This is a genomic window from Pseudomonas sp. NFX183 (genome assembly GCF_047943075.1).
Classification (GTDB): domain Bacteria; phylum Pseudomonadota; class Gammaproteobacteria; order Pseudomonadales; family Pseudomonadaceae; genus Aquipseudomonas.
The window spans coordinates 2420997-2447362 of the sequence record NZ_CP181333.1; the positions used below are offsets into that span (position 1 = coordinate 2420997).

The window sequence follows — 26366 nt, forward strand, 5'->3', positions numbered from 1 at the left end:
ATCAGCTCCGTCGCTTCAAAGGTCGGCGGGCAACGGCTCTTTAAGCCACTGCATCGCATTTTTCTCCAGGCTGCCGTCGGCTTTGGCCGCTACCAGGATCTGGTTGACCTTCTCCAGCAGCGCCGGCTCGTTTTTGTTCACGCCCACGTAGACCGGCGAGTCCTTGAGTTTCACTTTCAGCGCCGGCACGCGTTTCGGGTTGCGCTCGCTGATTGCCACCATCACCACGTTGCCACTGGCGATCAGGTCGACCTGGCCGGCCAGGTAGGCGGCGATGGTCGAGTTGTTGTCTTCGAAGCGCTTGATCGTGGCTTCCTTGGGCGCAACGGCGGTCAACTCGATGTCTTCGATGGCGCCGCGGGTCACGCTGATGGTCTTGCCCTTGAGGTCGTCGGTGGTGCTGATCGGCGCGTCAGGCGGACCAAACACCGCCAGGTAGAAAGGGGCATAGGCCTTGGAGAAATCGATGACTTTTTCCCGCTCGGCGTTCTTGCCCAGGCTGGAAATCACCAGGTCGACCTTGCCGGTGGTGAGGAAAGGAATGCGGTTGGTGCTGTTGACCGGCGTCAGCTCCAGTTTGACCTTGAGCTGGTCAGCCAGCAGCTTGGCGGTGTCGATGTCCAGGCCGCGGGGCTTCATGTCGGGGCCGACCGAGCCGAACGGCGGGAAGTCTTGAGGCACGGCGACCTTGAGGGTGCCACGGGCGACGATGTCGTCCAGACCATTGGCCTGGGCGGGTGCCTGGCTCAGCATCAGGCTGGCAAACAGGGCAGTGAGCAGGGCGCTGTAGCGCTTGGTCATGGCAACTCTCCGAAAAGGGCGAAGGGATTTTCTGATTTTGCTCAGTGCACAGCCCATGCCATCACCGCTGGTATCGCCTGCAGGGCCGGGATTTATTGAGGTGCGGTGGTCTTACTGGTCTGAACAGTGCTTGCGTTTTTCGCACCTTTTTCGAGCGCCGGTAAAAGCCTGCGAGCCCCTTTGGGGCGTGGCTTGCCGCCGGCTGCGAATAGCTTTACAACTAGCGGCTCAGTTGTCTGGAACTATGAGTTTTTTATGAATTCCATCGCCCAAGCCGTACCGGAAGCGGCCCTGCAGGCCATCCGCAAACTGATCAAGGAGCAGGGCTTTGCAGCGGGCGATGCGTTGCCCTCACAGCGCGACCTGGCGGTGCAGTTGGGCGTGAGTCGGGCATCGCTGCGCGAGGCGTTGTCGTCATTGAGTGCCCTGGGCGTGGTCAGCGTGCAGCCGGGCAAGGGTGTGTTTGTGCAAGAGGTGCAGGAGGCGCCGGGTTTTGCCTGGCCTTTCGCCGCCCAGGCCACTCCGCTGGATATCTTCCAGCTGCGCTATGCGCTGGAGGGTTTTGCCGCCGGGCTGGCGGCCGTAACGTTGAGCATCGATGAGTTGGACAGCCTGGAAGACAATGTCGAGGCGATGCGCAAGGTGCTCAAGGCCGGCGATTTTGAAGCCGCTGCCCGGCTCGACTTCGAATTTCACCAGCGGATTCTGCTGGCCAGTGGTAACCAGGCGATGGTGAGCATTCTGAGTGCCAGCGCCGAGGTGTTTCTGGAGAGTCAGAAACTACCGTTCATCCGGCCGGAACGAGCCATGGAAACCTGGCAGGAGCACCGCAAGATACTGCGTGCACTGGCTCGGCGCGCCAGTGCGCAAGCACAGAAAACCATGCAGGAACACGTACGCAATGCGGCATTGCGCACTGGCATTGCCTTCGTGACTCCCGTGACACCGTAAGTTGAGCTATACCCAAACTCATGCGTGACCATAGCAAGAGTCAATCAGAGGCGGCTTCCTGAACGGGGGAAGGGCGGCTATGATGGGCCACGTTTTTTTTGCTTACAATCCGGAGACATCCATGAGCAACGATCTTATCAAGCACGTCACCGACGCGAACTTTGAGGAACAAGTACTCAAGGCTCAAGGCCCGGTCCTGGTTGACTACTGGGCTGAATGGTGCGGCCCTTGCAAAATGATCGCCCCTGTTCTGGACGACATTGCAACCACCTACGACGGCAAGCTGACCATCGCCAAGCTGAACATCGACGATAACCAGGAGACTCCGGCCAAGCACGGCGTGCGTGGTATCCCGACCCTGATGCTGTTCAAGAACGGCAACGTCGAAGCCACTAAAGTAGGCGCGCTGTCCAAGTCCCAGCTGCAAGCTTTCCTCGACGCGAACATTTAATCGTCGTCAAAAAAGCCCCGCAAATTGCGGGGCTTTTTCGTGAAACAGGGCTAGACGCTCCGAAATTCAGGTGGTACATTCGGCCCCGCACTGGTTTCTCCACTGCCCCCTGCAAGCCGTCGCCGACGCATTCCTTTTCGATTAGTACGCGATCCTGTCGCCTTCTCTGCGGCGCGGCCTCATTAAGCCAAAAGCTTAATTTCCCCCCTCCATAAATGATTACGTCATTCCTATATGAATCTGACTGAACTCAAGCAAAAGCCGATTACCGACCTGCTCCAATTGGCCGAAGAAATGGGCATAGAAAATATGGCCCGTTCGCGCAAGCAGGACGTGATTTTCTCCCTGCTCAAAAAGCACGCGAAAAGCGGCGAGGAAATCTCCGGTGATGGCGTGCTGGAGATTCTCCAGGACGGCTTCGGCTTCCTCCGCTCTGCAGACGCTTCCTATCTTGCCGGCCCAGACGACATCTATGTCTCGCCGAGCCAGATCCGTCGCTTCAACTTGCGCACCGGTGACACCATCGTTGGCAAGATCCGCCCTCCTAAGGAAGGCGAGCGTTATTTCGCCCTGCTCAAGGTCGACACGATCAACTTCGACCGTCCCGAGAACGCGAAAAACAAGATTCTCTTCGAGAACCTGACCCCGCTGTTCCCGACTGTGCGCATGAAGATGGAAGCCGGTAACGGTTCCACCGAAGACTTGACCGGTCGTGTCATCGACCTGTGCGCCCCGATCGGTAAAGGCCAGCGCGGTCTGATCGTCGCACCGCCGAAAGCCGGTAAGACCATCATGCTGCAGAACATTGCAGCGAACATCGCTCGTAACAACCCGGAAGTTCACCTGATCGTGTTGCTGATCGATGAGCGTCCGGAAGAAGTAACCGAAATGCAGCGCACTGTGCGCGGCGAAGTGGTTGCCTCCACGTTCGATGAGCCGCCAACCCGCCACGTGCAGGTTGCCGAAATGGTGATCGAGAAGGCCAAGCGCCTGGTCGAACACAAGAAAGACGTGGTGATCCTGCTCGACTCCATCACCCGTCTGGCCCGTGCCTACAACACCGTGATCCCAAGCTCCGGCAAGGTCCTCACCGGTGGTGTCGATGCCCACGCCCTGGAGAAACCAAAGCGTTTCTTCGGTGCTGCGCGGAACATCGAAGAAGGCGGCTCGCTGACCATTATCGCCACCGCGCTGGTTGAAACCGGCTCGAAAATGGACGAAGTGATCTACGAAGAGTTCAAGGGTACCGGCAACATGGAACTGCCTCTTGACCGTCGTATCGCTGAGAAGCGTGTGTTCCCTGCGATCAACATCAACCGCTCCGGCACCCGCCGCGAAGAGTTGCTGACCGCCGACGACGAACTGCAGCGCATGTGGATCCTGCGCAAGCTGCTGCACCCGATGGACGAAGTAGCCGCCATCGAGTTCCTGATCGACAAGCTGAAAACCACCAAGACCAACGACGAGTTCTTCCTGTCGATGAAGCGTAAGTAACACGACGCTCCAGGTCTGAAAAAATGGCGCCCTTCGGGGCGCCTTTTTTTTTGTGTCGAGAAAGGGAGCTTTGCAGGACAATAGTGTCAGTTAAGAAACAAATAGACTGAGTGCGGCTACGCTCATCTCCATTCGAATCAGGCTGACCTACGATTTATGACCGCTCTTGCTTACCGAAGGGACGTTGACGGCCTGCGCGCCATCGCTGTCCTGGCTGTTGTGCTGTTCCATTTTGGAGTTCCAGGCGTCACTGGCGGCTTTGTAGGCGTTGACGTGTTCTTTGTGATTTCAGGGTTCCTGATCACTTCGATCATCTGGCGCGAGCGTGAGGCCGGGCGTTTCAGTTTTCTCGATTTCTGGGCTCGCCGGGCCCGGCGCATCCTGCCGGCACTGGTCGTCATGATGTTCGTGTCATTGGTGGTTGGCTGGTTTTTGATGGCGCCCAAGGACTATTCAGAGCTGGGACGCTCGATTCACAACCAAGTGATCTTCATCTCCAACCTCTTCTTTATGCGTCAGGACGGCTACTTCGATACAGCCTCCGATATGAAGCCGATGCTGCACACGTGGTCGCTTTCGGTTGAAGAGCAGTTCTACATCGGTTTCCCACTCTTGCTGGCGCTGTTGTCGAGCCGGCTCAAGCAATGGCGTGGTGCCTTGTTTGTGCTGATGCTCGCGTCATTTGCTGCCAGCGTATGGGCGGTGTCCCGAGAACCGGACAAGGCCTTTTTCCTGTTACCAATGCGGGCCTGGGAGTTGCTGGCGGGCTCCATGCTGGCCGTTATGCCGGCGCGGGCGCAGCGCGCAAGCCCGATGCTGGCGCAGACCGTCAGCTTGTTCGGCCTGGGAATGATTCTGGTGGCGGTATTGGGCTATGACGCCAGCACCGCCTTTCCAGGGGTTGCAGCGCTGTTGCCGGTAGTGGGCGTAGTGGGGCTTATTTGGGCCAACGGCCAGCACACCACACTGGTAGGCCGGTTGTTGGGCAGCCGTGTGCTGGTAGGCGTGGGGCTGATTTCCTATTCCTGGTACCTGTGGCACTGGCCGGTGCTGGTGTTTGGCAAGTACGCCAGCATTTTCGGCCTGGCGCCTGTGGAGATTGCGGGGCTGTTTTTCCTGAGCCTGTTGCTGGGCTATGGGTCCTGGCGATTCGTTGAGGGGCCCTTTCGCGAGCGGCGTCTGTTGGCGGGCAATCGGGCAATCCTGGCCGCGGGCGTCATGGCGCTCGTCAGCCTCGGCCTGATCGGCAAGAGCCTGGTGTGGTCGGATGGTTTTGCGTGGCGGCTGCCGCCTCAGGCGCTGCAATTTGCCCAGGCGTACACCTGGAGTCCCACGCTTATGAACTGCTTGTCGGACGACAAGAAAAACAAGCACCGTGAGTTGTGCCATTTCGGTCCGAAGGCGGCCACGGTCAAGGCGCTGGTCTGGGGCGACAGCCATGCCTCGGCGTTGATTCCGGCGTTGAGCGATGCTTCAAAACAGTACGACTTCAGCATCACCCAGGCGGGCTACGCCGGTTGCCTGCCGTTCTACCGCAAAGAAAACACCCCAGGGTGCGGGGCGTTCAACGAGCGCGTTACGCAGTTGCTAAAGCGTGAGCCCTTCAGTGATGTGGTTCTGGTGGCGCGCTGGAGTCTCTACGTGTATGGGCAGCGCTCCGGTGATACCGGTGCGTCGATCCATGACCCGGCGACCGGGAAATATGACCGCGCCGTGGCTGAGCAGCTATTCAGCGACGGTTTGAATACCTTGGTGCAGCAATTACGCGCCGGTGGTCATCGGGTATGGCTGGTCAAGGAAGTGCCGCTGCAGGAATTCAATGTGCCGTACCGGCTTAGCCGTTTGGCCATGTTGGGGCGCCCGACCGACCGCGAAGGCTTGCCCCTGGCCGAACACCAGCAGCGTCAAACCTTTATCAGCAGTGTCTTTGAGCAGATCGCAGCGGCCGATTCAGGTGTTCAACTCCTGGACCCGGCGCCGAAGCTGTGCGACACCAACGGGTGGTGTCGCGTCGAACTCGGCGGCCAGTCTCTGTATACCGATGACAACCACCTCTCGAGCGTGGGCACGCGGTATGTGGAAGGGTTCCTGGAGCCGTTCTTCCGCACCCTGCGCCAGGCCTCGGTGCGAACAGATGTAAGCCGCAATGATGTGCAATAAGCTGCCAGCGCTCGTAAGAGCAGGTAGGATGTACGCCTATTTTACGGGTGGCATGGTTAATGAAATTCAAGGATCTTCGGGATTTCGTGCAGCAGCTTGAGCAGCGCGGAGAGTTGAAACGTATCCAGATGCCGATTTCCCCGGTGCTGGAAATGACTGAGATTTGCGACCGAACCCTGCGTAACAAGGGCCCGGCGCTGCTGTTCGAAAACCCGACCGGCTTTGATATTCCGGTGCTCGGCAACCTGTTCGGCACTCCCGACCGTGTTGCCTTTGGCATGGGCGCCGAGTCGGTCAGCGAGCTGCGCGAGATCGGCAAGCTGCTGGCCTTCCTCAAGGAGCCCGAGCCACCCAAGGGCCTCAAGGATGCCTGGTCGAAGCTGCCGATCTTCCGCAAGATCATCGCCATGGCGCCCAAGGTGGTCAAAGACGCCGTTTGCCAGGAAGTGGTCATCGAAGGCGATGACGTCGACCTCGGCATGCTGCCCGTGCAGACCTGCTGGCCGGGCGACGTCGGCCCGCTGATCACCTGGGGCCTGACCGTCACCAAAGGCCCGAACAAAGATCGCCAGAACCTGGGCATCTACCGTCAGCAAGTGATCGGCCGCAACAAGGTGATCATGCGCTGGCTGAGCCACCGTGGCGGCGCACTGGACTTTCGTGAGTGGTGCGAAAAACACCCCGGCAAGCCGTTCCCGGTTTCCGTGGCCCTGGGCGCTGACCCGGCGACCATTCTCGGCGCCGTCACGCCGGTGCCCGACAGCCTGTCCGAATACGCGTTCGCCGGCCTGCTGCGCGGTAACCGTACCGAACTGGTGAAGTGCCGCGGCAACGACCTGCAAGTGCCGGCCACCGCCGAAATCATCCTTGAAGGCGTGATTCATCCAGGCGAAATGGCCGATGAAGGCCCTTACGGCGACCATACCGGCTACTACAACGAAGTCGACAGCTTCCCGGTGTTCACCGTCGAGCGCATCACCCACCGCATCAAACCGATCTACCACAGCACCTATACCGGCCGTCCACCGGATGAGCCGGCCATTCTGGGCGTGGCGCTCAACGAAGTGTTTGTGCCGATCCTGCAGAAGCAATTCCCGGAAATCACCGACTTCTACCTGCCGCCGGAAGGCTGCTCGTACCGCATGGCCATCGTGACGATGAAGAAGTCGTACCCGGGCCACGCCAAGCGGGTAATGCTCGGCGTGTGGTCGTTTTTGCGACAGTTCATGTACACCAAGTTCGTTATTGTCACCGACGACGACATCAATGCCCGGGACTGGAACGACGTGATCTGGGCCATCACCACCCGCATGGACCCCAAGCGCGACACGGTGATGATCGACAACACGCCGATCGACTACCTCGACTTCGCATCACCAGTGTCAGGCCTGGGCTCGAAAATGGGCCTGGATGCCACCCACAAATGGCCGGGTGAAACGACGCGCGAATGGGGCCGGGTAATTGTCAAGGATGACGCCGTGACTGCGCGTGTCGATGCAATCTGGAAAGAATTGGGAATAGATTGATGCGTGTAACCCTGCAACCTTCCGGCGCTGTACTGGAACTGGTCCCTGGCGAGCGGATCCTCGAAGGTGCACGCCGCCTGGGCTACGAGTGCCCGCAGGCCTGTCGCAATGGCGTGTGCCATGTGTGCGCGGCGCTGCTGGTAGAAGGGCGGGTGCAGCAAGCCGGCGAGGTGCGCGACCATGGTGAGTTCTACACCTGCATCGCCGAGCCGCTGGAAGATTGCGTTGTGTTGTGGGATGGCGTGCTGGCGCCGGGAGAGTTGCCGTTGCGCAAGTTGTCGTGCCAATTGAGTGAGTGTGTGGAAATCGGTGGCGATGTATGGCGCGTGCGCCTGCGGGCTCCGGCCGGCAAGCCGGTGCGTTACCACGCCGGGCAATACCTGATGATCGAGCGGGAGAATGGCGAGAAATCGGCGTTTTCTTTGGCCTCGGCGCCCCACGCCGGGCGTGAGCTGGAGTTGCATGTGCTGGCCCGTGAGGACAGCGCGCGTAACCTGCTCGAACAGTTGCAGCGTAATCAGATGGCTCGCATCGAGTTGCCGTTTGGCGACACTCACCTGGCTGAACTGCCGGACGGGCCGCTGGTACTGATCGCCGCCGGCACCGGCATGGCGCAGATGCACAGCCTGATCGAGCATTGCCGCGCCTCTGGCTTCAAGCACCCGGTACACCTGTACTGGGGCGTGCGTCGCCCGGAAGACTTCTACGAAATCGAGCATTGGGACCAGTGGCTGAAACTGCCCAACCTGTTCCTGCACAAAGTGGTCAGCGACCTCTGTGGCTGGGAAGGCCGTTGCGGGCTCCTGCATGAAGCGGTGTGTGAAGACATCAGCGACCTTAAGGCCGTGCATGTCTACGCCAGTGGCTCGCCGGCGATGATCTACGGCACGCTGGATGCGCTGGTTGAAGCGGGTATGGATGCGCACCAGATGCGCGCCGATGTGTTCGCCTACGCACCGCGCCCTTAAAAGCGCAGGCCGGTGGTGACCATCGCGGCATTAAAGCCCAGTAACACCAGCTCTGCTGCTACCGGCCCATAGTGGGCGCCCACGGACGGGATGATCACCGGCGCAACGCCGAAACGGTTCAACGGGATCTTGTCGCGGTACTCGCCGCGATAGCCCTGCAATAACCCGCCCGTGAGTTTCACATACACCGGATAGTCGGCCATGTCATAGCGCTTGCCTGCATAGGCGTAGTAAGAGCGTTGGCTGAACGAATTGCGAAATGTCGCCGCGCCATACACAAAACCTGACGCTTCATTGCGCTCCAGGCCGATCAGGTCCTGGTTGTTGTTGTGCTTTGGGTCGGGCGCGAAATGCCGGGTGTAGACGCTGGTCTGCGCGTACCAGAACCCCTTGTTGTCATCAGCCGGCGGTACTTCGGCCGCCAGTGCGGTGGTGGCCTGGGCCAGGAACAACAGGCTGGGCAATCGAAACTTCTTCATGGGTGCGACCTCGATAGGCGGTTGGACGGCTAAGTGGGTCGTGCTGTGCGCTATTTTGAGGGTTTGGCGCGTTGTCAGGCTGAACCGCGGCTGAAATTACCGGGATTGCCGGCCACAATCCTGATGAACAGGTGCGGCGCTTATGCTTTTGCTTATGCTTTAAAGGTATTTAATTTGTTACATAGATATCATTAAGCTATATCTCAACGGACTACCGACTATCTGCCAATAACCAATAACTGACCGCCACCGCCCGCCAGCCGGATCGATCGTAGGAACTCAGAGCATTGACGTTCTGAAGTTTGATTCTGAGGGGAGCGGTATGGGGAGCTACAAGAAGCACGCGCTGTACACAGCAATTTTGTCGGCCAATTTGCTGACTGCTGTGGGATTCAATCCCGTCATGGCCGCGCAGACAGCGGCCACTGATGCACCAAAACTCGACACCGTCATCGTTACCGGCACTCGCGCCCAAGAGCGCACAGCCAGTGCTTCGCTGTCGCCCATTGATGTGATTTCCGGCGATACCCTGCGCAGCACCGGCTCCGATGAGCTGGGCGCAGTGTTAGCGCGCCTGATTCCGTCGATCAACTTCCCGCGTCCGAGCCTGGTGGACGGCGCCGAACTGGTGCGCCCTGCGCAACTGCGCGGGCTGTCGCCGGATCAGGTGCTGGTGCTGGTCAATGGCAAACGCCGCCACACCAGCGCCTTCGTCAACCTTGGCGGGGCGGTGGGGCGTGGCTCGGCCCCGGCGGATTTGAATGCGATACCGTTGTCGGCAGTCGACCACATCGAAGTGCTGCGTGACGGCGCGTCAGCGCGTTATGGCTCTGACGCGATCGCCGGCGTGATCAACGTGATCCTCAAGCACGACGACCACGGCGGTTCGATCTCGACCAAGTTCGGCGAGTACAAAAAGGGTGATGGCATCCAGCGCAATGTCAGCGGCAATACCGGGTTTGCCTTGGGCGACAACGGCTTTATCAATGTCTCGGGCGAAGGTGCCGACAACGATTACACCAACCGCGCCGGCGACGACTTCCGCCCTGGCAGCATCGGTTCCACCACGTATGGGCAGCGTGTGTTCCGTCAGGGCGAACCGGCCACCAATGAAGGCAAATTCCAGTTCAACTCGGAATATTCCTTCAACGATGCAGCCCAGTTCTACACCTTCGGCGGCTACAGCAAGCGTCGCGGCGAGACGGCGGCGTTCTACCGGGCAAGCAATGCGTCCAATAACATCCCGGCGCTGAACCCTAATGGTTATCTGCCGTTGATCAAAGGCAACCTGGAAGACACCTCATTGGTCGTCGGCCTGCGCGGCTTGCTGGCTTACGACTGGCATTACGACCTGTCGGCCAACTACGGCAAGAACCAGTACGCGCTGAACACCGAAACCATCAACACCTCACTGGGCCTGGCCACGCCGCGCAAGTTCGATAACGGCACCCTGAGCAATGACCAGAAGCAAGTCAGCCTGGACCTGTCGCGCGAATTCGACGTGGGCTTTCTGCCGTATCCGGTGTCGGTGGCGTTTGGCGGCGAATACCTGCGCCAGGGCTATGAAATCGAAGCCGGAGAGCCTGCGTCCTACTACCAGAGCGGCAGCTCGGGCCTGGGTGGTTTCCGTGATGCCGACGCCGGCAGCAGCGCGCGGCATAGCTGGGCCCAGTATCTGGACCTGGAAACCAACTTCACCGAAAAGCTCAGCGCCTCGGCCGCCGTGCGTCATGAGGACTACAGCGACTTTGGTTCCAACGTCAGCGGTTCGCTGTCGGCCCGTTATGATTTCACCCCGCAAGTGGCCTTGCGTGGCAGCGTCTCGAATGGTTTTCGCGCGCCTTCCCTGGCCCAGCAGAACTTTGCCTACACCTCGTCCCAGTTGATCGGTAACACCATTCAGGAAGCCGGCACGTTCCCGGCCAACAGCCAGGTGGCCCGCCTGCTCGGCGCCGAAGACCTGAAAGCCGAGAAGTCGCGCAACTACAGCCTTGGCCTGGTGCTGGAGCCTGCCGATGACTTGACCGTGACGCTCGACGTGTACCGCATCGACATCCGCGATCGCATCAGCCTGTCCTCCAACCTCAATCTCAACCCGGCCACCATCGCCTACCTGCAAGCCAATGGGGTTGGCAACATCAACTACACCAGCGCCCGTTACTTCACCAACGCCACCGACACCAGCACCGACGGCGTCGATCTGGTCGCCAATTATCGCTTCCAGTTCGATAACGGCATCCGCTGGAACAGCACCGTGGGCTACAACTACAACCACACCAAAGTGACCGACGTGAAGCCTAACCCGGCGATTCTGGACAGCCTGGGCGCCAACTTGGTGCGGGTGGACCGTCGTGAGCGCATCGGTTTGCTCGGCGACACCACGCCTGAGCACAAACTGAGCCTGGGTAACGATTTCACCTATGGCCATTGGGCCCTGCACAGCAACCTGGTTCGCTACGGTGAATTCACCAGTTATCAGGCGGACAAGGTCAACGACCAGACCTTCAAGGCCGCCTGGGTGTTGGACCTGTCGGCGGACTACAAGCTCAAGAACTGGACCTTCACCCTGGGCGGCGACAACGTCACCGATAAATACCCGGAAAAGGTCAACGCTTACGCCAGCAGTGGCGGCAACCTCGCCTATAGCACTTTTTCGCCGTACGGTTACAGCGGCGCGTTTTATTACGGTAAAGTTGCTTACAACTGGTAACAGCTTATTTGAGTGATAAAGGAGACCTAAGCGATCCGCCATGACCGTTATTGAAACCGATCTTTTGCAATTGGCTTACCCTCCGCGGCTCGATCTGGGGCCGCAACTGACTCACGAGCAATTAATGAGTTCGATGCAGGCCACCATGGCCAAGCACAAGGGTGGGCCGGTCTGGCTGTTCGCTTATGGTTCGCTGATCTGGCGCCCCGAATGCTCGTCGACCCAGCGCATGCGCGCGCGGGTTCACGGCTATCACCGGGGCTTGTACCTGTGGTCGCACGAGCATCGGGGGACGCCGGAGTTGCCGGGGTTGGTGTTCGGTCTGGATCGCGGCGGCTCATGCAGCGGGTTTGCCTACCGCTTGCCGGAGGATCAGCTGGAGGCCTCACTTTACGCCTTGTGGCAACGCGAGATGCCTTACCCTTCGTACCGGCCGCACTGGCTCAGCTGCCGTCTGGAAGATGGCAGTCAGGTACAAGCGTTGGGGTTTGTGTTGGAGCGGCATTTGCCCAGCTACGCCGGCAACTTGCCCGATATCGTGCTCAATCACGTGCTGCAAAGCGCTTGCGGGCGTTACGGCACCACGCGCGATTATGTCGAGCAGACCGTTAACGCCCTGCGTAGCCACGCCATGCCAGATAAAAATCTGGAGGCGCGGCTCAAGCGTTGTGCAAAGGATTGCTCAGGCGATTAACGCGCTGCGCTGACGCTGTTGGTGTGCCACAGCGTTGGGATCAGGAATGCAATCGCCAACAGGCACGCGCCCACCAGCAACACAAAACCACCGTCCCAGCCGAAATGGTCCACGGTGTAGCCCATGGCCGCACTCGCTGCCACTGAACCGCCCAGGTAACCAAACAAGCCCGTGAAACCCGCAGCGGTGCCCGCGGCTTTTTTCGGCGCCAGTTCCAGCGCCTGCAGGCCGATCAGCATCACCGGGCCGTAAATCAGGAAGCCGATGGAGAACAGCGCGATCATGTCGATCATCGGGTTGCCTGGCGGGTTGAGCCAGTAAACCAGGGTCGCCACGGTGACCAACGCCATGAACACGATGCCGGTCAGGCCGCGGTTGCCACGGAAGATCTTGTCCGACATCCAGCCGCACAGCAGCGTGCCCGGAATACCCGCCCACTCATAGAAGAAGTACGCCCACGAGGTTTTATCCACGTCGAAGTGCTTGGCTTCCTTGAGGTACGTCGGCGCCCAGTCCAGTACGCCGTAGCGCAGCAGGTAGACGAAGACGTTGGCGAAGGCGATGTACCACAGCATTTTGTTGCGCAGCACGTACTTGACGAAGATTTCCTTGGCGCTGAATTCGTCTTCGTGGCTGGCGTTGTAGCCTTCCGGGTAGTCGTTCTTGTATTCCTCGATTGGCGGCAGGCCGACCGATTGCGGGGTGTCACGCATGGTGATGAAGGCAAATGCCGCCACCAGCAACGCGACTGTCGCCGGCACGTAGAACGCCGCGTGCCAGTCGTTGAACCAGGCCATGCCCAGCAGGAACAGCGGGCCGATCAGGCCGCCGCCGACGTTGTGCGCCACGTTCCAGACCGACACCACGCCGCCGCGTTCTTTCTGCGACCACCAGTGCACCATGGTGCGTCCGCTCGGCGGCCAGCCCATGCCCTGGGCCCAGCCGTTGATGAACAGCAAAATGAACATCATGGTCACGCTGGACGTTGCCCAAGGCGCGAAACCGAAAATGAACATCACCCCGGCCGATATCAGCAGGCCGAAGGGCAGGAAATAGCGTGGGTTGGAGCGGTCGGACACCAGGCCCATGAGGAACTTGGACAAGCCGTAGGCAATTGCAATCGCCGACATCGCCAGGCCCAGCTCACCACGGGTGTAACCCTCGTCGATCAGGTACGGCATGGCCAGCGAGAAGTTTTTGCGCAGCAGGTAATAACCGGCGTAACCAAAGAAAATACCGGCGAAGATCTGCCAGCGCAGCCGTCGGTAGGTACTGTCTATTTTTTCTTCAGGCAGGGGCGCCTGGTGTGCGGCAGGACGAAAGAAAGCAAACATTCAAGAGCTCCAAATTTCTTGTTTTGACTGCGGATGCGAATGTTACAGTTTCGTTACCGAAAATAGCATCGCCTCTTATCCGCAAACACAGGAAATCGGAGTGATTGCATGTTCTCTTATGAACATGTCGCTAATAGGCAAGTGTGAGTCGTGATTGCGTTCTTCAGAACGATGGGAATCCAAATGTGGGAGCGAGCAAGCCCGCTCCCACATTGACCGCGTTTCAGATCAATCAGCGGGTCTGAACGACGACCTTGCCCACTGCCTTGCGCTGCCCCAGATCATTAATCGCCTGGGCAGCCTGCTCCAGCGGATACACCTGCGACACCAGCGGCTTCAACTTGCCCTCGGCGTACCAGGTGAACAGTTGCTGGAAATTCGCCGCATTGTCCTGCGGCTGGCGCTGGGCAAACGAACCCCAGAACACCCCGACCACCGACGCACCTTTGAGCAGCGCCAGGTTCACCGGCAGCTCGGGAATACGTCCGCTGGCAAAACCCACCACCAACAGGCGGCCGTTCCAGGCGATGCCACGAACGGCCTGGTCAAACAGATCGCCGCCCACCGGGTCGTAGATCACATCGACACCGTTGCCGTCGGTCAGGCGCTTGATCTCATCCTTGAGGCTGGCTTCGCTGTAGTTGATCAACTCGTCTGCACCGGCCGCCTTGGCCACGGCGAGTTTGTCGGCGCTGCTGGCGGCGGCGATCACGCGGGCACCCATGGCCTTGCCGATTTCCACGGCGGCCAGGCCCACGCCGCCAGAGGCGCCGAGCACCAGCAGGGTTTCGCCGGGCTGCAGGTTGGCCCGTTGTTTCAAGGCATGCATCGACGTGCCGTAGGTCATGCTGAATGCGGCGGCGACGTTGAAATCCATGCTCGGCGGGATCGGCAGCACGTTGTAGCCGGGGACCGCGACCTGTTCGGCAAAGCTGCCCCAGCCGGTCAGCGCCATGACCCGGTCGCCGACTCTCAAATGGCTGATCTTCTCGCCCACTTCACTGATCACGCCCGCCGCTTCGCCACCCGGCGAGAACGGGAAGGGCGGTTTGAACTGGTATTTGCCCTCGATGATCAAGGTGTCCGGGAAATTCACCCCGGCCGCGTGCACGTCCAGCAGGATTTCGTTCTTCTTGATCGCCGGGCTTGCGATCTCTTCCAGCACCAGGGTTTCGGCGGGGCCGAAGGCTTTGCACAGCACAGCTTTCATCGGACTATTCCTTTTGGCGTCATGGCCGATAAGTGTAGGAGGGTACGCCCGTGGGTCAACGAGCATGCCCAGGCCTGATAAGTCGCCATAAGCTTGTGCTCAGCCTTGCTAGCGTTATGCTACCCGGCAACCGAATTTGAGGAATGAACTGTGAAAGCGTGGATCCTGTTGATGCTTGCCCTGACCTTGCCGATGGCAGCCCAGGCCGAAGAAGCGAAAGAAGGCGAGGCACCGAAGGTCAGCTATATCAGCCTGACGCCGCCGTTCGTGGGCAACTATGGCCTGGACGGCTCCGCAAAACTCAAGGTGTTCAAGGCCGACATCGCCTTGCGCGTGACCGGGCCTGAAGCCGCCGCTGCGGTCAAAGCCAACGATGCGTTGATCCGGAATCAGTTGGTGGCGTTGTTTACTCAGCAGACCAATGAGGCCATGAGCACCGTTGAGGGCAAAGAAAAGCTGCGCCAGGAAGCCCTCAAGCAAACCCAGCAAGTGATGAACGACGAGACCGGCAAGCCGGTGGTGGAAGACCTGTTGTTCAACAACCTGATCATCCAGTAACGGTTCCATGTGGCGAGCGGGCGTGTCGTGGCGAGCGGGCTTGCCCCGCGTTGGGTGGCGAAGCCGCCCCAATACCATACGCCGCGGTACACCTGAAACAATGTGGTGAATCTGAATGGGGCTGCTGCGCAGCCCAACGCGGGGCAAGCCCGCTCGCCACAATTAAGAGGCCAGGCTCTTTCTGAACCGAGCCAGTGCCACTGCAAAAAACACTAACCCAATCCCCGCCAGCGCCAGCACATCCGGCCACACCACGCTCACGCCTGCGTCCCTGAACAGAATCGCCGCGCTCAAACTCACAAAGTGTGTCGACGGCGATCCCTGCATCACCCATTGCAACCACTCGGGCATGCTGTCCAACGGCGTACTGCCGCCCGACAGCAACAGCATCGGGATGATCACCGGAATCGCCAGCAGCCCGAACTGCGGCGTCGAACGGGCGAGCGTGGCGAGGAATATCCCCAGCGCGGTGCTCGCAAACAAATACAGTGCCGTTACAAACAGAAACAGGCTCAAGGAGCCGGCCAACGGCACGCCGAGCAGGCCTTTGACCACCAGCTCCAGCGACAGCCACGTGCACAGCACCACCACCAGCATGTTGCTCCAGATTTTTGCCAGCATGATTTCCAGCGCGGTCAGCGGCAGCACCAGCAAATGGTCGAGGGTGCCGTGCTCGCGTTCGCGCAGCAGCGCGGTGCCGGTCAGCACAATCGCGAGGATGGTGATGTTGTTGACGATCTGGATCACCGCCAGAAACCAGCCGCCTTCCAGGTTGGTATTGAACAGCGCGCGGGTGGTCAGCAGTGCAGGCGCCTTTTGGCTGGCGTCGGTTTGGCCGCTGTAGTTGAGCAATTCGCGCTGGAAAATCCTGCCGATGTAACCTGCGCCCATAAACGCCTGGCTCATCGCCGTGGCATCCACGTTGACCTGCACACCCGGCTGGCGCCCGGCCAGCAGGTCAGCCTGGAAGTTGGCCGGCACGTTGATCACGAACGTGTACTCGCCGCTGTCCATGACCCTGTCCAGTTGGTCGTAGGCCAGCGGTGCAGGCGGCTGGAATTCGGGCGGTTGCAACGCCTCGGCCATTTGCCGCGAGAGCGCGCTGTGGTCTTCATCAACGAAGGCCACGCTGGCGTTGTGCACGCCAATCACCGAACCGGCGGCGGGCATGTAGATCGCGACGGTGAAGGCGTAGGCCAGAAACAGCAGCAATACGCTGTCATGGCGCAGGCTGGTCAATTCCTTGAAGCCCAGGCGCAGGATATGAGCGAGCTTGTGCATCAGGCCTCCTGCTTCTTGAGCATGATCAGGCTCAGGCCGGTGAACCCGACGAAAAACCCGAACAGCGCCAGGCATTGCGGCCACAACTGGCGCAGGTCGAGGGCCTTGGTGAAGGTGCCCACGGCGATATCCAGAAAGTGCCCGGCGGGAAACAGCATGCCCATCAGCGCGGCGGCGCCTTCCAGGGATGAGCGCGGCACGATCAGCCCGGAGAACTGGATGGTCGGCAGGCTGGTGATGATCATGGTGCCCAGGATTGCCGCGATCTGCGTGCGTGTGAATGCCGAAATCAGCAAGCCCATGCTGGTGGTGGCCAACACATACAGCAGGCCGCCGAATGCCAGCGCCAGGCCGCTGCCCTTGAATGGCACGCCGAACAACCAACGGTTCATGGCCACCAGCAACGCCAGGTTGACCAGGCTAACGGCCAGGTACGGCGCCTGCTTGCCCAGCAGAAATTCCAGGCGGGTCAGGGGCGTGGCATAGAAGTTGGTGATCGAGCCCAGCTCTTTTTCGCGCACGATGCCCAGCGCGGTGAGCATCGCCGGGATAAACGCCAGGATCAGCGCCATCACGCCGGGGCCGATGGCATTCACGCTGACCACGTCCTGGTTGTAGCGAAAGCGCGTTTCCAGCTTGGCGGCAGCTTGAGTGCTGCGGGGCAGGCTGCTCAGGTCGGCCAGTTGCTGGAGATTGCCTTGGTGTATCGCTTCCACGTAGTTACGGCTGGTTTCCGCGCGAAACGGCATGCCGCCGTCGATCCATGCGCCCACGGTGGGTTGGCGGCCGGCGTACAGGTCGCGGCCAAAACCCGGCGGGATTTCCAGGGCCAATTTGATTTCCGAGCGTTGCAGGCGCCGGTGCAGTTCGCTCGCATCGCGAATCGGCGCCTGCTCTGCGAAGTAGCGCGAGCTGCGGAAGGCTTCCAGGTAGGCGCGGCTTTGCGGGGTCTGGTCCTGGTCGTAGACGGCGAAGGCGAGGTTTTCCACGTCCAGGGAAATGCCGTAGCCGAAGATCACCATCATGAACATCGCCCCGAGCAGGGCAAAGGCCATGCGCACTTTGTCGCGCAGCAGCTCTTTGCCTTCGCGGCTGGCCACGGCCAGCAGCCGAGAAAGACTGAAACCACGTTTGCTCACGGGCGGCGCACTGGTTTCGCTGACGGTGCTGCTCGGTGCTGCGGGTTCGGGGGCGCCTTGAGCTTGCTCCAGGCAGGTGACGAACGCGGCTTCCAGGGTGTCGCCGTGAAATTGCTGTTGCAGGGCGTCGGGTGTGTCGCACGCCAGCACTTTACCCGCGTGCATCAGAGAGATGCGGTCGCAGCGCTGGGCTTCGTTCATGAAATGGGTGGACAGGAAGATCGTCACGCCTTGTTCGCGGGACAGCTCGATCAGCAGCCGCCAGAAGTCATCCCGCGCCGCCGGGTCGACGCCCGAGGTGGGCTCATCGAGGATCAGCACTTCCGGGCGATGCAGCACCGCCACGGCCAATGACAGGCGCTGGCGCAGGCCAAGGGGCAATTCGCCGGAAGGCTGCTCGGCCACCTCGCCGAGGTCGAAGCGCTGAATCAACTCATCGATACGCGGGCCGCTGTCGGCCTTGGGCAAATCGAACAGCTGCGCGTGCAACATCAGGTTCTGGCGCACGCTGAGTTCGCCGTACAGCGAGAAACTTTGCGACATGAACCCAACGCGCTTGCGGGTCGCCAGGTCCTTGGCGTTCACCGGGTTGCCGAGCAGCGTGGCACTGCCCTCGGTGGCCGGCATCAGCCCGGTGAGGACCTTCATCGTGGTGGTCTTGCCGCAGCCGTTGGAGCCGAGAAAGCCGAAAATCTCACCGCGGCCAATCGCGAAGCTGACCTTGTTTACCGCCGTGAAATCACCAAAGCGCAGGGTCAGCTCGTGGGCTTCGATGGCGATATCGGTGTTGGCGCTTTCGCGCGGCGGGATCACCAACGGCTGATTGTTGTGGGCGCTGTCGCCCTGAAAATGGGTGAAGGCTTCATCGAGTTTGCCGCTGGGTGTCGCGGCTGCCAGTTCGCGGCTCAGGCCGTCGGCGATGAGTGTGCCGCGATCGAGCATCAGGCAATGTTCGAACTGCTCGGCTTCTTCCATGTAGGCCGTTGCCACCAGCAGCGTCAGTTGCGGGCGCTCGCGGCGTACGCTGTCGACCAGTTCCCAAAAACGTCGGCGCGACAGCGGGTCGACGCCGGTGGTGGGCTCGTCGAGGATCAACAGGTCCGGGTCGTGGATCAGTGCACAGCACAGGCCGAGTTTCTGTTTCATGCCGCCGGACAACTTGCCGGCCGGGCGCTCGGCGAAGCGTGCAAGGTCGGTGGCCAGCAGCAGGTTATGCATGCGCTGTTCGCAATCGGCTTTCGACAGACCGAACAGTGTGGCGAAGAAGCGGATGTTCTCGCTGATGGACAATTCCGGATACAGGTTGCCGCCCAGGCCTTGGGGCATGAAGGCAATACGCGGGTACAGGCTGTTGCGGTGGCGGCGATCCTCGATGGAGCCGCCGAGCACTTCCAGCTGGCCGTCTTGAAGTTTTTTAACCCCGGCGATCAACCCCAGCAAGCTCGATTTGCCCGCGCCATCCGGACCGATCAGCCCGCAGCGCGTGCCGGCGGGCAGGCTGAAGGCAATGTCGATCAGTGCCTGTTGCTTGCCGTAGCGATGGTTGATGCCCGTGGCGTGCAGCGCCAGGCCGGTCATTGCAGGTTGGCCGGCCAGTCGATATCTGCCGTGCGCACGTAGCCGGCGCCGGGCATGCCCGGTTTGGCTTGCGGTACGGCACTGGGTTGGGTCAGGCGCAGCTTGACGCGAAACACCAGCTTCTGGCGTTCGTCGCGGGTCTCCACTTCCTTGGGCGTGAACTGCGATTTAGCCGCGACAAAGCTGATTTTGGCCGGCAGCGGTTGTTGGGGCAGGGCGTCGAGCAGGATGCGCGCGTCACTGCCAACGGTCAGGCGACCGGTGACGGAGGCGGGCAGGTAGAGGTTCATGTACTGGTCATTCGGATCAATCAGCAGCAACACGCGACCGCCGGCGCCGAGCACTTCACCTGGCTCGGCCAGGCGCAATTGGATAATGCCGTCGATGGGTGCGCGCAGGCTGCTGTCGTCGATTTCGCTGGTGAGCTGCGCAACCTGGGCCTGTGCGGCGCCGATGGCAGCCTTCACCGAGTTGACCTGGGCTTGCGCGGCGATCACCGCGGCATTACCGGTGTTCTGGCGTGCTTGCTGTTGGTCAATCAACTGGCTGCTGGCGAAGCCGCGCTTGTACAGCTCCTGGGTGCGCTTGAGTTCCTGATTGGCCAGCAACTGCTCGCTTTGGCGCAACTGCACATTGGCCTCGGCGGCGGCGAAGTTTTCCCTGGCGCGCAGCACCTCGGCTTCGGCTTGGGCGCGCTGGGCTTCGAGGGTGCGGGTGTCCATGCGCGCAAGCAATTGGCCCTTGAGCACTTTGTCGCCTTCATCCACGCGCACTTCGGCCAAGCGCCCGGGGATCTTGGCGGCGATCTGTACTTCGGTGGATTCCAGGCGGCCATTGCCCATGCTCAAACCTTCGGGCAGGCGGTCCTGGGTTGATCGCCAGTAACCGAAACCGCCTGCGCCCAGTAACAGGACGATCAGGGCGACGGCGAAAAGGCGCGACATATGGTGGTTCGTAGACATGGCTGCATCCTGCGGCATTAGCGTCCTAGTTTGACCGATAGCGCCGGAGCGGCCGTTGATACCGGTCAAATGAAGCGCAAGCCTAACCCGCATGGCACGCAGATGCATGCGCCAGAAGTGTGACCGCAGGGTTCTGCCCTTTCAGCGCAGTGCCAGCACCGCCGCCCACTGCTCGGCGGTCACCGGCATCACCGACAGTCGGCTGCCTTTTTGCACCAAAGGCAATTCGGCGAGGGCGCTTTGTTGTTTCAGATAGCCCAGGCCCAGCACTTTTGCGAAGGTCTCGACGTGGGCCACGTTGATTGCACTCCACGGATTTTTCTCCGGGCTGGCCTTGGCGTCGAAATAGTGGCTTTGTGGCTCCAACGCTGTCGGGTCCGGGTAGGCTGCCTCGACGATCTTGCCGATGCCGGCAATGCCGGGCTCGGGGCAGCTGGAGTGGTAAAAGAAAAACTCGTCACCGACGGCCATGGCGCGCAGGAAATTGCGTGCCTGGTAATTGCGCACGCCGTCCCAGCGAGCTTCGCCGAGCGTTTCCAGGCCCTTGATGGACAGTTCGTCGGGCTCGGATTTCATCAACCAGTAGGCCATTGTTGGGCTCCTGAAAAAGGCATTGGGCAAGTTGTCGGGCAATTCCATGACAAACCGACAGTCGGTTGGCGCCAAGGTTTGCGTGTTGGTTCCCGTTACCGCAGAATGCGCGCTTTTAAGCTTGGCGCAGCTGCAACGGACTACTTTGGAACGTTGTTGTCATCGTGTACGAGGTGCCTGAAGGGGGGCAATCGATGCAACGTAAACCGGATTTACTATGGATTTTGGTTATTTTGTTTGGTCTGGGCGTCGTGACCACCGGGTATGCCCAGAGCTTGTGGTCGAACAAGACCGATGCGCCGGTTGAGCTGGCTCAGCAGCAGCCGCAACCGTTCAAGCGTTAATACCCTTCAAGGCGTCGCTGGTTCCAGCGACGTTTGTGCGACATACCACTGCTTATCCGTGACGGTGCCCGCCAGCGGCACATCCCAGCTTGCCTGCGCCAGGCGCTCGACTTTCTGACATTCATGGGCCAGCCCCAGCAGCGCTGGCGCGCGCCAACTCTGGCGCCTGGCGAGGTAGGCCAGGCTGCGGTCGTAAAACCCACCGCCCATGCCCAGACGCCCACCCACATCATCGAACCCCACCAGCGGCAACAACACCAGGTCGAGTGCCCAGACGCGGCGCTGGCGATTGGCATTCACTTGCGGCTCCAGGATACGAAAACGGTTGGGCGACAACTTATCCCCAGGCCGCACGCGCTGGAACACCATCTTGGTTCGCGGCCAGGCACTGAGCACTGGCAGGTAAGTGGCCTTGCCCCGGCGCTGAGCGGCGCGCAGCAGCAGGCGCGGATCGATTTCACCGTCCGTCGGTAGATATAAGGAAATATGTTTGGCCCGGCGAAACAGCGGGTGCTGTGCCAGTTGCCGATACAGGCCAAGGGCGGCCTTGCGCTGCTCGCTCGGCGTCAGTTCGCGGCGGGCTTTGCGCAACATGCGTCGAAGTTGCGGACGGGAAAGCGGCGCAGGTTCGGTCATGGTTTTTCGGCTCATAAAACAATGCCAGTCCGAGGACTGGCATTGAGTTTGGAATTCAGGCTCCCCGACAGAGCCGCTGTCGACTTAGCCCTTGAACCCGAAAGTTCAAGGTGGAAGATGCAGTAGGCTTTAAGGCTTTCCGTCTAGCGGACATGCACACCAGCCCAACGTGCAACTTCCAGGGTAGTGCGAATCGGCTCAGGGACATCGCCGACTGGCAAACACGCCAGGGAGTGGGGCGAGTATACCTTAAACAGACTCGGCAATCAGCCCTTGGGTGGCTCTGGATCGGTAGAAAGTACCAGATCAACCCGTTCCAGCAGGTCGCGCACTTGCTCGCGCGTCGAACCACTGGCCTGCACGTCAGGCCGTTCCTGCTTATGCAGCAAATCGTGGGTAATGTTCAGCGCGGCCATCACGGCGATACGATCGGCGCCGATGACTTTGCCGCTGCTGCGGATTTCACGCATCTTGCCATCCAGGTAGCGGGCAGCACTCACCAGGTTGCTGCGTTCTTCCTGGGGGCAGATGATCGAATATTCTTTGTCGAGGATCTGCACGGTAACGCTATTGCTTGAACTCATGAGTCTTGCTCCAGGGCCTTCAGGCGCGAAATCATCGATTCGACCTTACGCCGGGCGATTTCGTTTTTTTCAATGAGGTGAGCGCGTTCCTCGCGCCAGGTCTTTTCCTGAGCTAATAGGAGTCCGTTTTGACTCTTAAGTTGCTCGACCCGATCAATTAGCAATTCGAGTCTGGCCATCAGCGCTTGCAGGTCGGTGTCTTCCATTGGGTTCCACTGGATTTGTCTGATGAATGGCAACTGCAGGATAAACGATCTGACGCCCTCGATAGTCTTGGTACGTCTGCCGGTGCTAGGATACAGCGCTTCATTCTAGACATTGCGCCGTCTGGCGCCTAGCTCACCATGCCTATTCAGAACTCCCCGTACGACGCTTTTTCCAAACTGCTGAGCACCAGCGGTCATCCTTGCTCGCCTGCCGAACTGCACGGCGTACTGTTGGGCCGCAGCTGCACCGGTGTTGGCTTTGATGCCGACAATTGGCTGGCTGATGTAGCCGAGCTGCTGGAAACCGAGCCGACCGAGAACGTGCGTAACGCGCTGATCGGCCTGCAAGAGATGGTCAAAGGCGAGCTGACCGGTGATGACGTCACCGTGGTCCTGCTGCTGCCGACCGACGACGCGCCGCTGACCGAGCGCGCCGCCGCGCTGGGCCAATGGTGCCAGGGTTTCCTCCATGGTTTCGGCGTGAACGCCGGCGGCCTGGAACTGAGCACCGACGCCAAGGAAGTGCTGCAGGACCTGGCGGCCATTTCCCAGGTGCAAGACGCCCTGGAAGAGTCCGAAGACGGCGAAGGCGATTACATGGAAGTCATGGAATACCTGCGCGTCGCGCCGCTTCTGCTGTTCACCGAGACCAAGAAAGCCGCTGAGCCAGCCGCACCCAAGCCGTCGCTGCACTAAGAAAGGAAGCCCATCTGCCCATGATCCATATCCCGAAAGCGGAATACACCCGTCGCCGCAAGGCGCTCATGGCGCAGATGGAACCCAACAGCATCGCAATTCTGCCGGCCGCCGCCGTGGCGATCCGCAACCGTGATGTCGAGCACGTTTACCGCCAGGACAGCGACTTTCAATACCTGAGCGGCTTCCCTGAACCGGAAGCGGTGATCGTGCTGATGCCCGGTCGCCAGCACGGCGAGTACGTGCTGTTCTGCCGCGAGCGCAATGCCGAGCGCGAATTGTGGGACGGCCTGCGCGCTGGCACCGAAGGCGCGATCCGTGACTTTGGCGCCGACGATGCCTTCCCCATCACTGACATCGACGACATCCTGCCTGGCCTGATCGAAGGCCGTGACCGGGTGTATTCGGCCATGGGCAGCAACGCCGAATTCGACCGGCACGTGATGGAGTGGATCAACGTGATTCGCTCTAAAGCGCACTTGGGCGCCCAGCCACCGAACGAGTTTGTTGCCCTGGATCACCTGCTTCACGACATGCGCCTGTATAAATCGGCGGCAGAAGTGAAGGTGATGCGCGAGGCCGCGCGAATTTCCTGTGCGGCGCACGTCAAGGCGATGCAGGCCAGCCGCGCCGGGTTATATGAGTTCAGCCTCGAAGCCGAGCTGGATTACGAATTCCGCAAGGGCGGCGCGAAAATGCCGGCCTATGGCTCCATCGTCGCTGCCGGGCGTAACAGCTGCATCCTGCATTACCAGCAGAATGACGCCGTGCTCAAGGACGGCGACCTGGTGCTGATCGACGCCGGTTGCGAGATCGACTGCTACGCCAGCGACATCACCCGCACCTGGCCGGTCAACGGCAGGTTTTCGCCCGAGCAAAAGGCGATCTACGAGATTGTGCTGGCCTCCCAGGAAGCCGCCTTTGCCGAGATCGCGCCGAACAAACATTGGAACCAGGCCCACGAGGCAACGGTGCGCGTCATCACCGCCGGGCTGGTAAAGCTGGGACTGCTGCAAGGCGACGTCGACGAGTTGATCGCCAGCGAAGCCTACCGCGCTTTTTATATGCACCGCGCCGGCCATTGGCTGGGCATGGACGTGCATGATGTGGGCGAATACAAGGTGGGCGGCGAATGGCGGGTGCTGGAAGTCGGCATGGCGTTGACCGTGGAACCCGGCATCTATATTTCGCCGGACAACCAGAACGTGGCGAAGAAATGGCGTGGCATTGGCGTACGCATCGAGGACGACGTGGTAGTGACCAAGCAAGGCTGTGAAATTCTGACCGGCGGCGTGCCCAAGACCGTCGCTGACATCGAAGCGCTGATGGCGGCTGCCCGATGAGCCGGGTCAACCTGGCCATCATCGGCGGTGGACTGGTAGGCGCCAGTCTGGCGTTGGCCTTGCAGGCGGGTGCCAAGGCACGGGGTTGGAAAATCGTGCTGATAGAGCCGTTCGCGCCAGGCGACAGTTACCAACCGAGCTACGACGCGCGTTCCTCGGCGTTGTCCTACGGCGCTCGGCAGATTTATCAGCGTTTGGGACTGTGGCAGGCCATTTCCCGCCGCGCCGAGCCGATCAAACAGATTCACGTGTCGGACCGAGGCCGCTTCTCCACTGCGCGCCTGTCCGCCATGGAGGAGGGCGTGCCGGCCCTCGGCTACGTGGTGGAAAACGCCTGGCTCGGCCAGTGCCTGTGGCAAGGTTTGGACAAACAAGTAGTCAGTTGGCGCTGCCCGGCCGAAGTCACCCGCATGGAGCCCCTGCCCGACGGTTATCGCCTGACGCTCAACGACGAAACCGTGCTCGAATGCGACCTTGCGGTATTGGCCGATGGCGGCCGCTCCGGTTTGCGCGAGCAATTGGGCATCGGCGTCAAAACCCGGCCCTACAACCAGAGCGCGCTGATCGCCAATATCACCCCAAGCGAAGCGCACAACGGCGAGGCGTTCGAGCGCTTTACCGACGAAGGCCCAATGGCCTTGCTGCCGCTGCCGGACAACCGTTGCGCGCTGGTGTGGACGCGCATCGGCATGGACGCCCAGCGCCTGGCCAACCTTGATGAACGCAGTTTCCTGAGTGAATTACAGGGCGCGTTCGGCTACCGCCTGGGCACGCTGAAACAAGTCGGCGCCCGCCATTTGTACCCGCTGACGCTGGTGGAGGCCGAAGAGCAAGTGCGCTCGCACCTGGCGATCCTCGGTAATGCCGCCCACAGCCTGCACCCGATTGCCGGGCAGGGTTTCAACCTGTCCCTGCGCGACGCGAACGCCTTGGCCGAGGCCTTGCTGGCCGGGCCGGCAGTGCCGGGCGACCTGGCAACCTTGCAGCGCTATCGCGAGCGCCAGCGCCAGGACCAGCAACTGACCGTAGGTTTCTCCGATCAGGTGACCCGACTGTTTGGCAGTGCGCAACCGTTAGTGACATTGGGCCGTAACCTGGGCCTGCTGGGCCTGGATTTGTTGCCGCCCGCCAAACGCTGGTTCGCCCGTCAGGCCATGGGCCTGGGCACACGCCCTGATGCTTAACTGGCTGACCCGACGCCTGGGCAAGGCGCGGCTGTTGCGCTGGGTGCTGTCCCTGTACCCGCCGTACCTGGGCGCGGGAATTCGGGTGCAGGCGCTCAGCGCCGATTTTCGCCACGCCAAGGTGCGCATGGGCCTGGGCTGGTACAACCGCAATTACGTCGGTACGCAATTTGGCGGCAGCCTGTATTCGATGGTCGATCCGTTCTACATGTTGCTGTTGATGGAGAACCTGGGGCGCGACTACATCGTCTGGGACAAAGCTGCGAGCATCGACTTCGTGTCGCCGGGCAAAGGCCCGGTCTACGCTGAGTTTTCCATCGACGAGGCCTTGCTGGACGAGATTCGCCGGCAAACCGAAGGCGGCGAGAAGTACTTGCCCCTTCTCAAAGTACAGATTCATGACGGCTCCGGCACTCTGGTGGCGCGGGTCGACAAAACCCTTTACGTGCGGCGCAAGCCGCCAGCAAAGCAGGCTTAAAGCATGGA

General features: G+C 60.6%; 25 protein-coding genes and 1 other RNA gene. 14 read left to right on the forward strand and 12 right to left on the reverse strand.

Features of this window, described 5'->3' with window-relative positions; all coding sequences use genetic code 11:
• Nucleotides 1–15: 15 nt before the first annotated feature.
• Nucleotides 16–801 (reverse strand): transporter substrate-binding domain-containing protein, encoded by a 786-nt coding sequence (locus tag ACM530_RS11115; RefSeq protein WP_106575791.1) that lies wholly within the window; start codon nt 799–801, stop codon nt 16–18.
• Nucleotides 802–1056: 255 nt separating this feature from the next.
• Here ACM530_RS11115 and ACM530_RS11120 point away from each other — a divergent pair, with 255 nt between their 5' ends.
• The 6 genes from ACM530_RS11120 (at nt 1057) to ACM530_RS11145 (ending at nt 8351) form a co-directional block, all read left to right on the forward strand.
• Nucleotides 1057–1752 carry a FadR/GntR family transcriptional regulator gene (locus ACM530_RS11120; RefSeq protein ID WP_145157994.1) on the forward strand — a complete coding sequence of 232 codons (696 nt, stop codon included), beginning with the start codon at nt 1057–1059 and terminating at the stop codon, nt 1750–1752.
• A gap of 121 nt (nt 1753–1873) precedes the next feature.
• Nucleotides 1874–2203, forward strand: coding sequence for a thioredoxin TrxA (trxA, locus tag ACM530_RS11125; protein ID WP_106575789.1), 330 nt, complete (start codon nt 1874–1876; stop codon nt 2201–2203).
• Between the two features lie 234 nt (nt 2204–2437).
• Nucleotides 2438–3697: a transcription termination factor Rho gene (rho, locus tag ACM530_RS11130; RefSeq protein ID WP_003176825.1), complete on the forward strand. Its 1260-nt coding sequence runs from the start codon at nt 2438–2440 to the stop codon at nt 3695–3697.
• 156 nt (nt 3698–3853) lie between these two features.
• Nucleotides 3854–5857: an acyltransferase family protein gene (locus ACM530_RS11135; RefSeq protein ID WP_416364772.1), complete on the forward strand. Its 2004-nt coding sequence runs from the start codon at nt 3854–3856 to the stop codon at nt 5855–5857.
• A gap of 59 nt (nt 5858–5916) precedes the next feature.
• A complete protein-coding gene (gene ubiD / locus ACM530_RS11140; protein ID WP_145157988.1) occupies nt 5917–7383 on the forward strand; it encodes a 4-hydroxy-3-polyprenylbenzoate decarboxylase in 1467 nt (488 codons plus the stop codon).
• The gene (locus ACM530_RS11145; protein WP_416364773.1) at nt 7383–8351 is read left to right on the forward strand and encodes a CDP-6-deoxy-delta-3,4-glucoseen reductase; all 969 of its coding nucleotides are present in this window, start codon (nt 7383–7385) and stop codon (nt 8349–8351) included. The genes ubiD and ACM530_RS11145 overlap by 1 nt, the downstream gene beginning before the upstream one ends.
• On the opposite strand, the gene ACM530_RS11150 is transcribed toward ACM530_RS11145, so the two are convergent.
• Nucleotides 8348–8830 (reverse strand): sn-glycerol-3-phosphate transporter, encoded by a 483-nt coding sequence (locus ACM530_RS11150; RefSeq protein ID WP_369301904.1) that lies wholly within the window; start codon nt 8828–8830, stop codon nt 8348–8350. The two genes, ACM530_RS11145 and ACM530_RS11150, sit on opposite strands and share 4 nt — an antisense overlap.
• 322 nt (nt 8831–9152) lie before the next feature.
• On the opposite strand from ACM530_RS11150, the gene ACM530_RS11155 reads away from it, so the two are divergent.
• Together ACM530_RS11155 and ACM530_RS11160 are read left to right on the forward strand one after the other, a co-directional pair.
• Nucleotides 9153–11540 carry a TonB-dependent receptor plug domain-containing protein gene (locus ACM530_RS11155; RefSeq protein ID WP_416364774.1) on the forward strand — a complete coding sequence of 796 codons (2388 nt, stop codon included), beginning with the start codon at nt 9153–9155 and terminating at the stop codon, nt 11538–11540.
• Between the two features lie 40 nt (nt 11541–11580).
• Complete coding sequence (locus ACM530_RS11160) at nt 11581–12234, forward strand: gamma-glutamylcyclotransferase (protein WP_145157976.1); 654 nt, start codon at nt 11581–11583, stop codon at nt 12232–12234.
• Here the strand turns inward: ACM530_RS11160 and glpT are convergent.
• Both glpT and ACM530_RS11170 read right to left on the reverse strand, forming a co-directional pair.
• A complete protein-coding gene (gene glpT / locus ACM530_RS11165; RefSeq protein WP_416364775.1) occupies nt 12231–13568 on the reverse strand; it encodes a glycerol-3-phosphate transporter in 1338 nt (445 codons plus the stop codon). The two genes, ACM530_RS11160 and glpT, sit on opposite strands and share 4 nt — an antisense overlap.
• A 232-nt stretch (nt 13569–13800) precedes the next feature.
• The gene (locus ACM530_RS11170) at nt 13801–14778 is read right to left on the reverse strand and encodes an NADPH:quinone oxidoreductase family protein (RefSeq protein ID WP_416364776.1); all 978 of its coding nucleotides are present in this window, start codon (nt 14776–14778) and stop codon (nt 13801–13803) included.
• A gap of 150 nt (nt 14779–14928) precedes the next feature.
• Between ACM530_RS11170 and ACM530_RS11175 the strand changes: the two genes are divergently transcribed.
• On the forward strand, nt 14929–15336 hold the full coding sequence (locus ACM530_RS11175) for a flagellar basal body-associated protein FliL (RefSeq protein ID WP_106575780.1): 408 nt from the start codon (nt 14929–14931) through the stop codon (nt 15334–15336).
• Between the two features lie 162 nt (nt 15337–15498).
• Here ACM530_RS11175 and ACM530_RS11180 read toward each other — a convergent pair whose 3' ends face one another.
• The 4 genes from ACM530_RS11180 to ACM530_RS11195 all read right to left on the reverse strand — a co-directional run bounded on the left by ACM530_RS11180 (nt 15499) and on the right by ACM530_RS11195 (nt 20887).
• Nucleotides 15499–16617 carry an ABC transporter permease gene (locus ACM530_RS11180; protein WP_145157967.1) on the reverse strand — a complete coding sequence of 373 codons (1119 nt, stop codon included), beginning with the start codon at nt 16615–16617 and terminating at the stop codon, nt 15499–15501.
• Complete coding sequence (rbbA, locus tag ACM530_RS11185) at nt 16617–19334, reverse strand: ribosome-associated ATPase/putative transporter RbbA (RefSeq protein WP_416364777.1); 2718 nt, start codon at nt 19332–19334, stop codon at nt 16617–16619. The genes ACM530_RS11180 and rbbA overlap by 1 nt, the downstream gene beginning before the upstream one ends.
• Nucleotides 19331–20296, reverse strand: coding sequence for an HlyD family secretion protein (locus ACM530_RS11190; RefSeq protein ID WP_416364778.1), 966 nt, complete (start codon nt 20294–20296; stop codon nt 19331–19333). Before ACM530_RS11190 ends, rbbA begins: the two co-directional genes overlap by 4 nt.
• Before the next feature lie 141 nt (nt 20297–20437).
• Entirely contained in the window at nt 20438–20887 is a 450-nt protein-coding gene (locus ACM530_RS11195; protein WP_404485826.1) for an EVE domain-containing protein, read from the reverse strand.
• A 194-nt stretch (nt 20888–21081) separates the two neighbouring features.
• On the opposite strand from ACM530_RS11195, the gene ACM530_RS11200 reads away from it, so the two are divergent.
• Nucleotides 21082–21231 carry a hypothetical protein gene (locus ACM530_RS11200; RefSeq protein WP_010207387.1) on the forward strand — a complete coding sequence of 50 codons (150 nt, stop codon included), beginning with the start codon at nt 21082–21084 and terminating at the stop codon, nt 21229–21231.
• A 6-nt stretch (nt 21232–21237) separates the two neighbouring features.
• Here ACM530_RS11200 and ACM530_RS11205 read toward each other — a convergent pair whose 3' ends face one another.
• The 4 genes from ACM530_RS11205 to ACM530_RS11220 all read right to left on the reverse strand — a co-directional run bounded on the left by ACM530_RS11205 (nt 21238) and on the right by ACM530_RS11220 (nt 22657).
• Nucleotides 21238–21867, reverse strand: a complete 630-nt coding sequence (locus tag ACM530_RS11205) for a 5-formyltetrahydrofolate cyclo-ligase (RefSeq protein ID WP_145158576.1) — start codon at nt 21865–21867, stop codon at nt 21238–21240.
• Nucleotides 21868–21924: 57 nt separating this feature from the next.
• A non-coding RNA gene (gene ssrS / locus ACM530_RS11210) (6S RNA) lies at nt 21925–22103 on the reverse strand.
• Between the two features lie 30 nt (nt 22104–22133).
• Nucleotides 22134–22451: a cell division protein ZapA gene (locus tag ACM530_RS11215; protein WP_003213956.1), complete on the reverse strand. Its 318-nt coding sequence runs from the start codon at nt 22449–22451 to the stop codon at nt 22134–22136.
• Nucleotides 22448–22657 carry a TIGR02449 family protein gene (locus tag ACM530_RS11220; protein ID WP_003177365.1) on the reverse strand — a complete coding sequence of 70 codons (210 nt, stop codon included), beginning with the start codon at nt 22655–22657 and terminating at the stop codon, nt 22448–22450. The genes ACM530_RS11215 and ACM530_RS11220 overlap by 4 nt, the downstream gene beginning before the upstream one ends.
• A gap of 138 nt (nt 22658–22795) precedes the next feature.
• Here ACM530_RS11220 and ACM530_RS11225 point away from each other — a divergent pair, with 138 nt between their 5' ends.
• The 4 genes from ACM530_RS11225 to ACM530_RS11240 are packed head-to-tail and all read left to right on the forward strand — an operon-like array spanning nt 22796 to nt 26358.
• Nucleotides 22796–23353, forward strand: coding sequence for a YecA family protein (locus ACM530_RS11225; RefSeq protein WP_106575774.1), 558 nt, complete (start codon nt 22796–22798; stop codon nt 23351–23353).
• Between the two features lie 20 nt (nt 23354–23373).
• Nucleotides 23374–24696: a Xaa-Pro aminopeptidase gene (gene pepP, locus ACM530_RS11230; protein WP_106575773.1), complete on the forward strand. Its 1323-nt coding sequence runs from the start codon at nt 23374–23376 to the stop codon at nt 24694–24696.
• The gene (ubiH, locus tag ACM530_RS11235) at nt 24693–25880 is read left to right on the forward strand and encodes a 2-octaprenyl-6-methoxyphenyl hydroxylase (RefSeq protein WP_416364779.1); all 1188 of its coding nucleotides are present in this window, start codon (nt 24693–24695) and stop codon (nt 25878–25880) included. The genes pepP and ubiH overlap by 4 nt, the downstream gene beginning before the upstream one ends.
• Nucleotides 25873–26358 carry a DUF4442 domain-containing protein gene (locus ACM530_RS11240; RefSeq protein WP_145157949.1) on the forward strand — a complete coding sequence of 162 codons (486 nt, stop codon included), beginning with the start codon at nt 25873–25875 and terminating at the stop codon, nt 26356–26358. The genes ubiH and ACM530_RS11240 overlap by 8 nt, the downstream gene beginning before the upstream one ends.
• Nucleotides 26359–26366: the final 8 nt, after the last annotated feature.

Coding starts and splice junctions, on each gene's coding strand:
- ACM530_RS11115 (WP_106575791.1), bottom strand. CDS start 801: ATGACCAAGCGCTACAGCGCCCTGCTCACTGCCCTGTTTGCCAGCCTG.
- ACM530_RS11120 (WP_145157994.1), top strand. CDS start 1,057: ATGAATTCCATCGCCCAAGCCGTACCGGAAGCGGCCCTGCAGGCCATC.
- trxA (WP_106575789.1), top strand. CDS start 1,874: ATGAGCAACGATCTTATCAAGCACGTCACCGACGCGAACTTTGAGGAA.
- rho (WP_003176825.1), top strand. CDS start 2,438: ATGAATCTGACTGAACTCAAGCAAAAGCCGATTACCGACCTGCTCCAA.
- ACM530_RS11135 (WP_416364772.1), top strand. CDS start 3,854: ATGACCGCTCTTGCTTACCGAAGGGACGTTGACGGCCTGCGCGCCATC.
- ubiD (WP_145157988.1), top strand. CDS start 5,917: ATGAAATTCAAGGATCTTCGGGATTTCGTGCAGCAGCTTGAGCAGCGC.
- ACM530_RS11145 (WP_416364773.1), top strand. CDS start 7,383: ATGCGTGTAACCCTGCAACCTTCCGGCGCTGTACTGGAACTGGTCCCT.
- ACM530_RS11150 (WP_369301904.1), bottom strand. CDS start 8,830: ATGAAGAAGTTTCGATTGCCCAGCCTGTTGTTCCTGGCCCAGGCCACC.
- ACM530_RS11155 (WP_416364774.1), top strand. CDS start 9,153: ATGGGGAGCTACAAGAAGCACGCGCTGTACACAGCAATTTTGTCGGCC.
- ACM530_RS11160 (WP_145157976.1), top strand. CDS start 11,581: ATGACCGTTATTGAAACCGATCTTTTGCAATTGGCTTACCCTCCGCGG.
- glpT (WP_416364775.1), bottom strand. CDS start 13,568: ATGTTTGCTTTCTTTCGTCCTGCCGCACACCAGGCGCCCCTGCCTGAA.
- ACM530_RS11170 (WP_416364776.1), bottom strand. CDS start 14,778: ATGAAAGCTGTGCTGTGCAAAGCCTTCGGCCCCGCCGAAACCCTGGTG.
- ACM530_RS11180 (WP_145157967.1), bottom strand. CDS start 16,617: ATGCACAAGCTCGCTCATATCCTGCGCCTGGGCTTCAAGGAATTGACC.
- rbbA (WP_416364777.1), bottom strand. CDS start 19,334: ATGACCGGCCTGGCGCTGCACGCCACGGGCATCAACCATCGCTACGGC.
- ACM530_RS11190 (WP_416364778.1), bottom strand. CDS start 20,296: ATGTCTACGAACCACCATATGTCGCGCCTTTTCGCCGTCGCCCTGATC.
- ACM530_RS11195 (WP_404485826.1), bottom strand. CDS start 20,887: ATGGCCTACTGGTTGATGAAATCCGAGCCCGACGAACTGTCCATCAAG.
- ACM530_RS11200 (WP_010207387.1), top strand. CDS start 21,082: ATGCAACGTAAACCGGATTTACTATGGATTTTGGTTATTTTGTTTGGT.
- ACM530_RS11205 (WP_145158576.1), bottom strand. CDS start 21,867: ATGACCGAACCTGCGCCGCTTTCCCGTCCGCAACTTCGACGCATGTTG.
- ACM530_RS11215 (WP_003213956.1), bottom strand. CDS start 22,451: ATGAGTTCAAGCAATAGCGTTACCGTGCAGATCCTCGACAAAGAATAT.
- ACM530_RS11220 (WP_003177365.1), bottom strand. CDS start 22,657: ATGGAAGACACCGACCTGCAAGCGCTGATGGCCAGACTCGAATTGCTA.
- ACM530_RS11225 (WP_106575774.1), top strand. CDS start 22,796: ATGCCTATTCAGAACTCCCCGTACGACGCTTTTTCCAAACTGCTGAGC.
- pepP (WP_106575773.1), top strand. CDS start 23,374: ATGATCCATATCCCGAAAGCGGAATACACCCGTCGCCGCAAGGCGCTC.
- ubiH (WP_416364779.1), top strand. CDS start 24,693: ATGAGCCGGGTCAACCTGGCCATCATCGGCGGTGGACTGGTAGGCGCC.
- ACM530_RS11240 (WP_145157949.1), top strand. CDS start 25,873: ATGCTTAACTGGCTGACCCGACGCCTGGGCAAGGCGCGGCTGTTGCGC.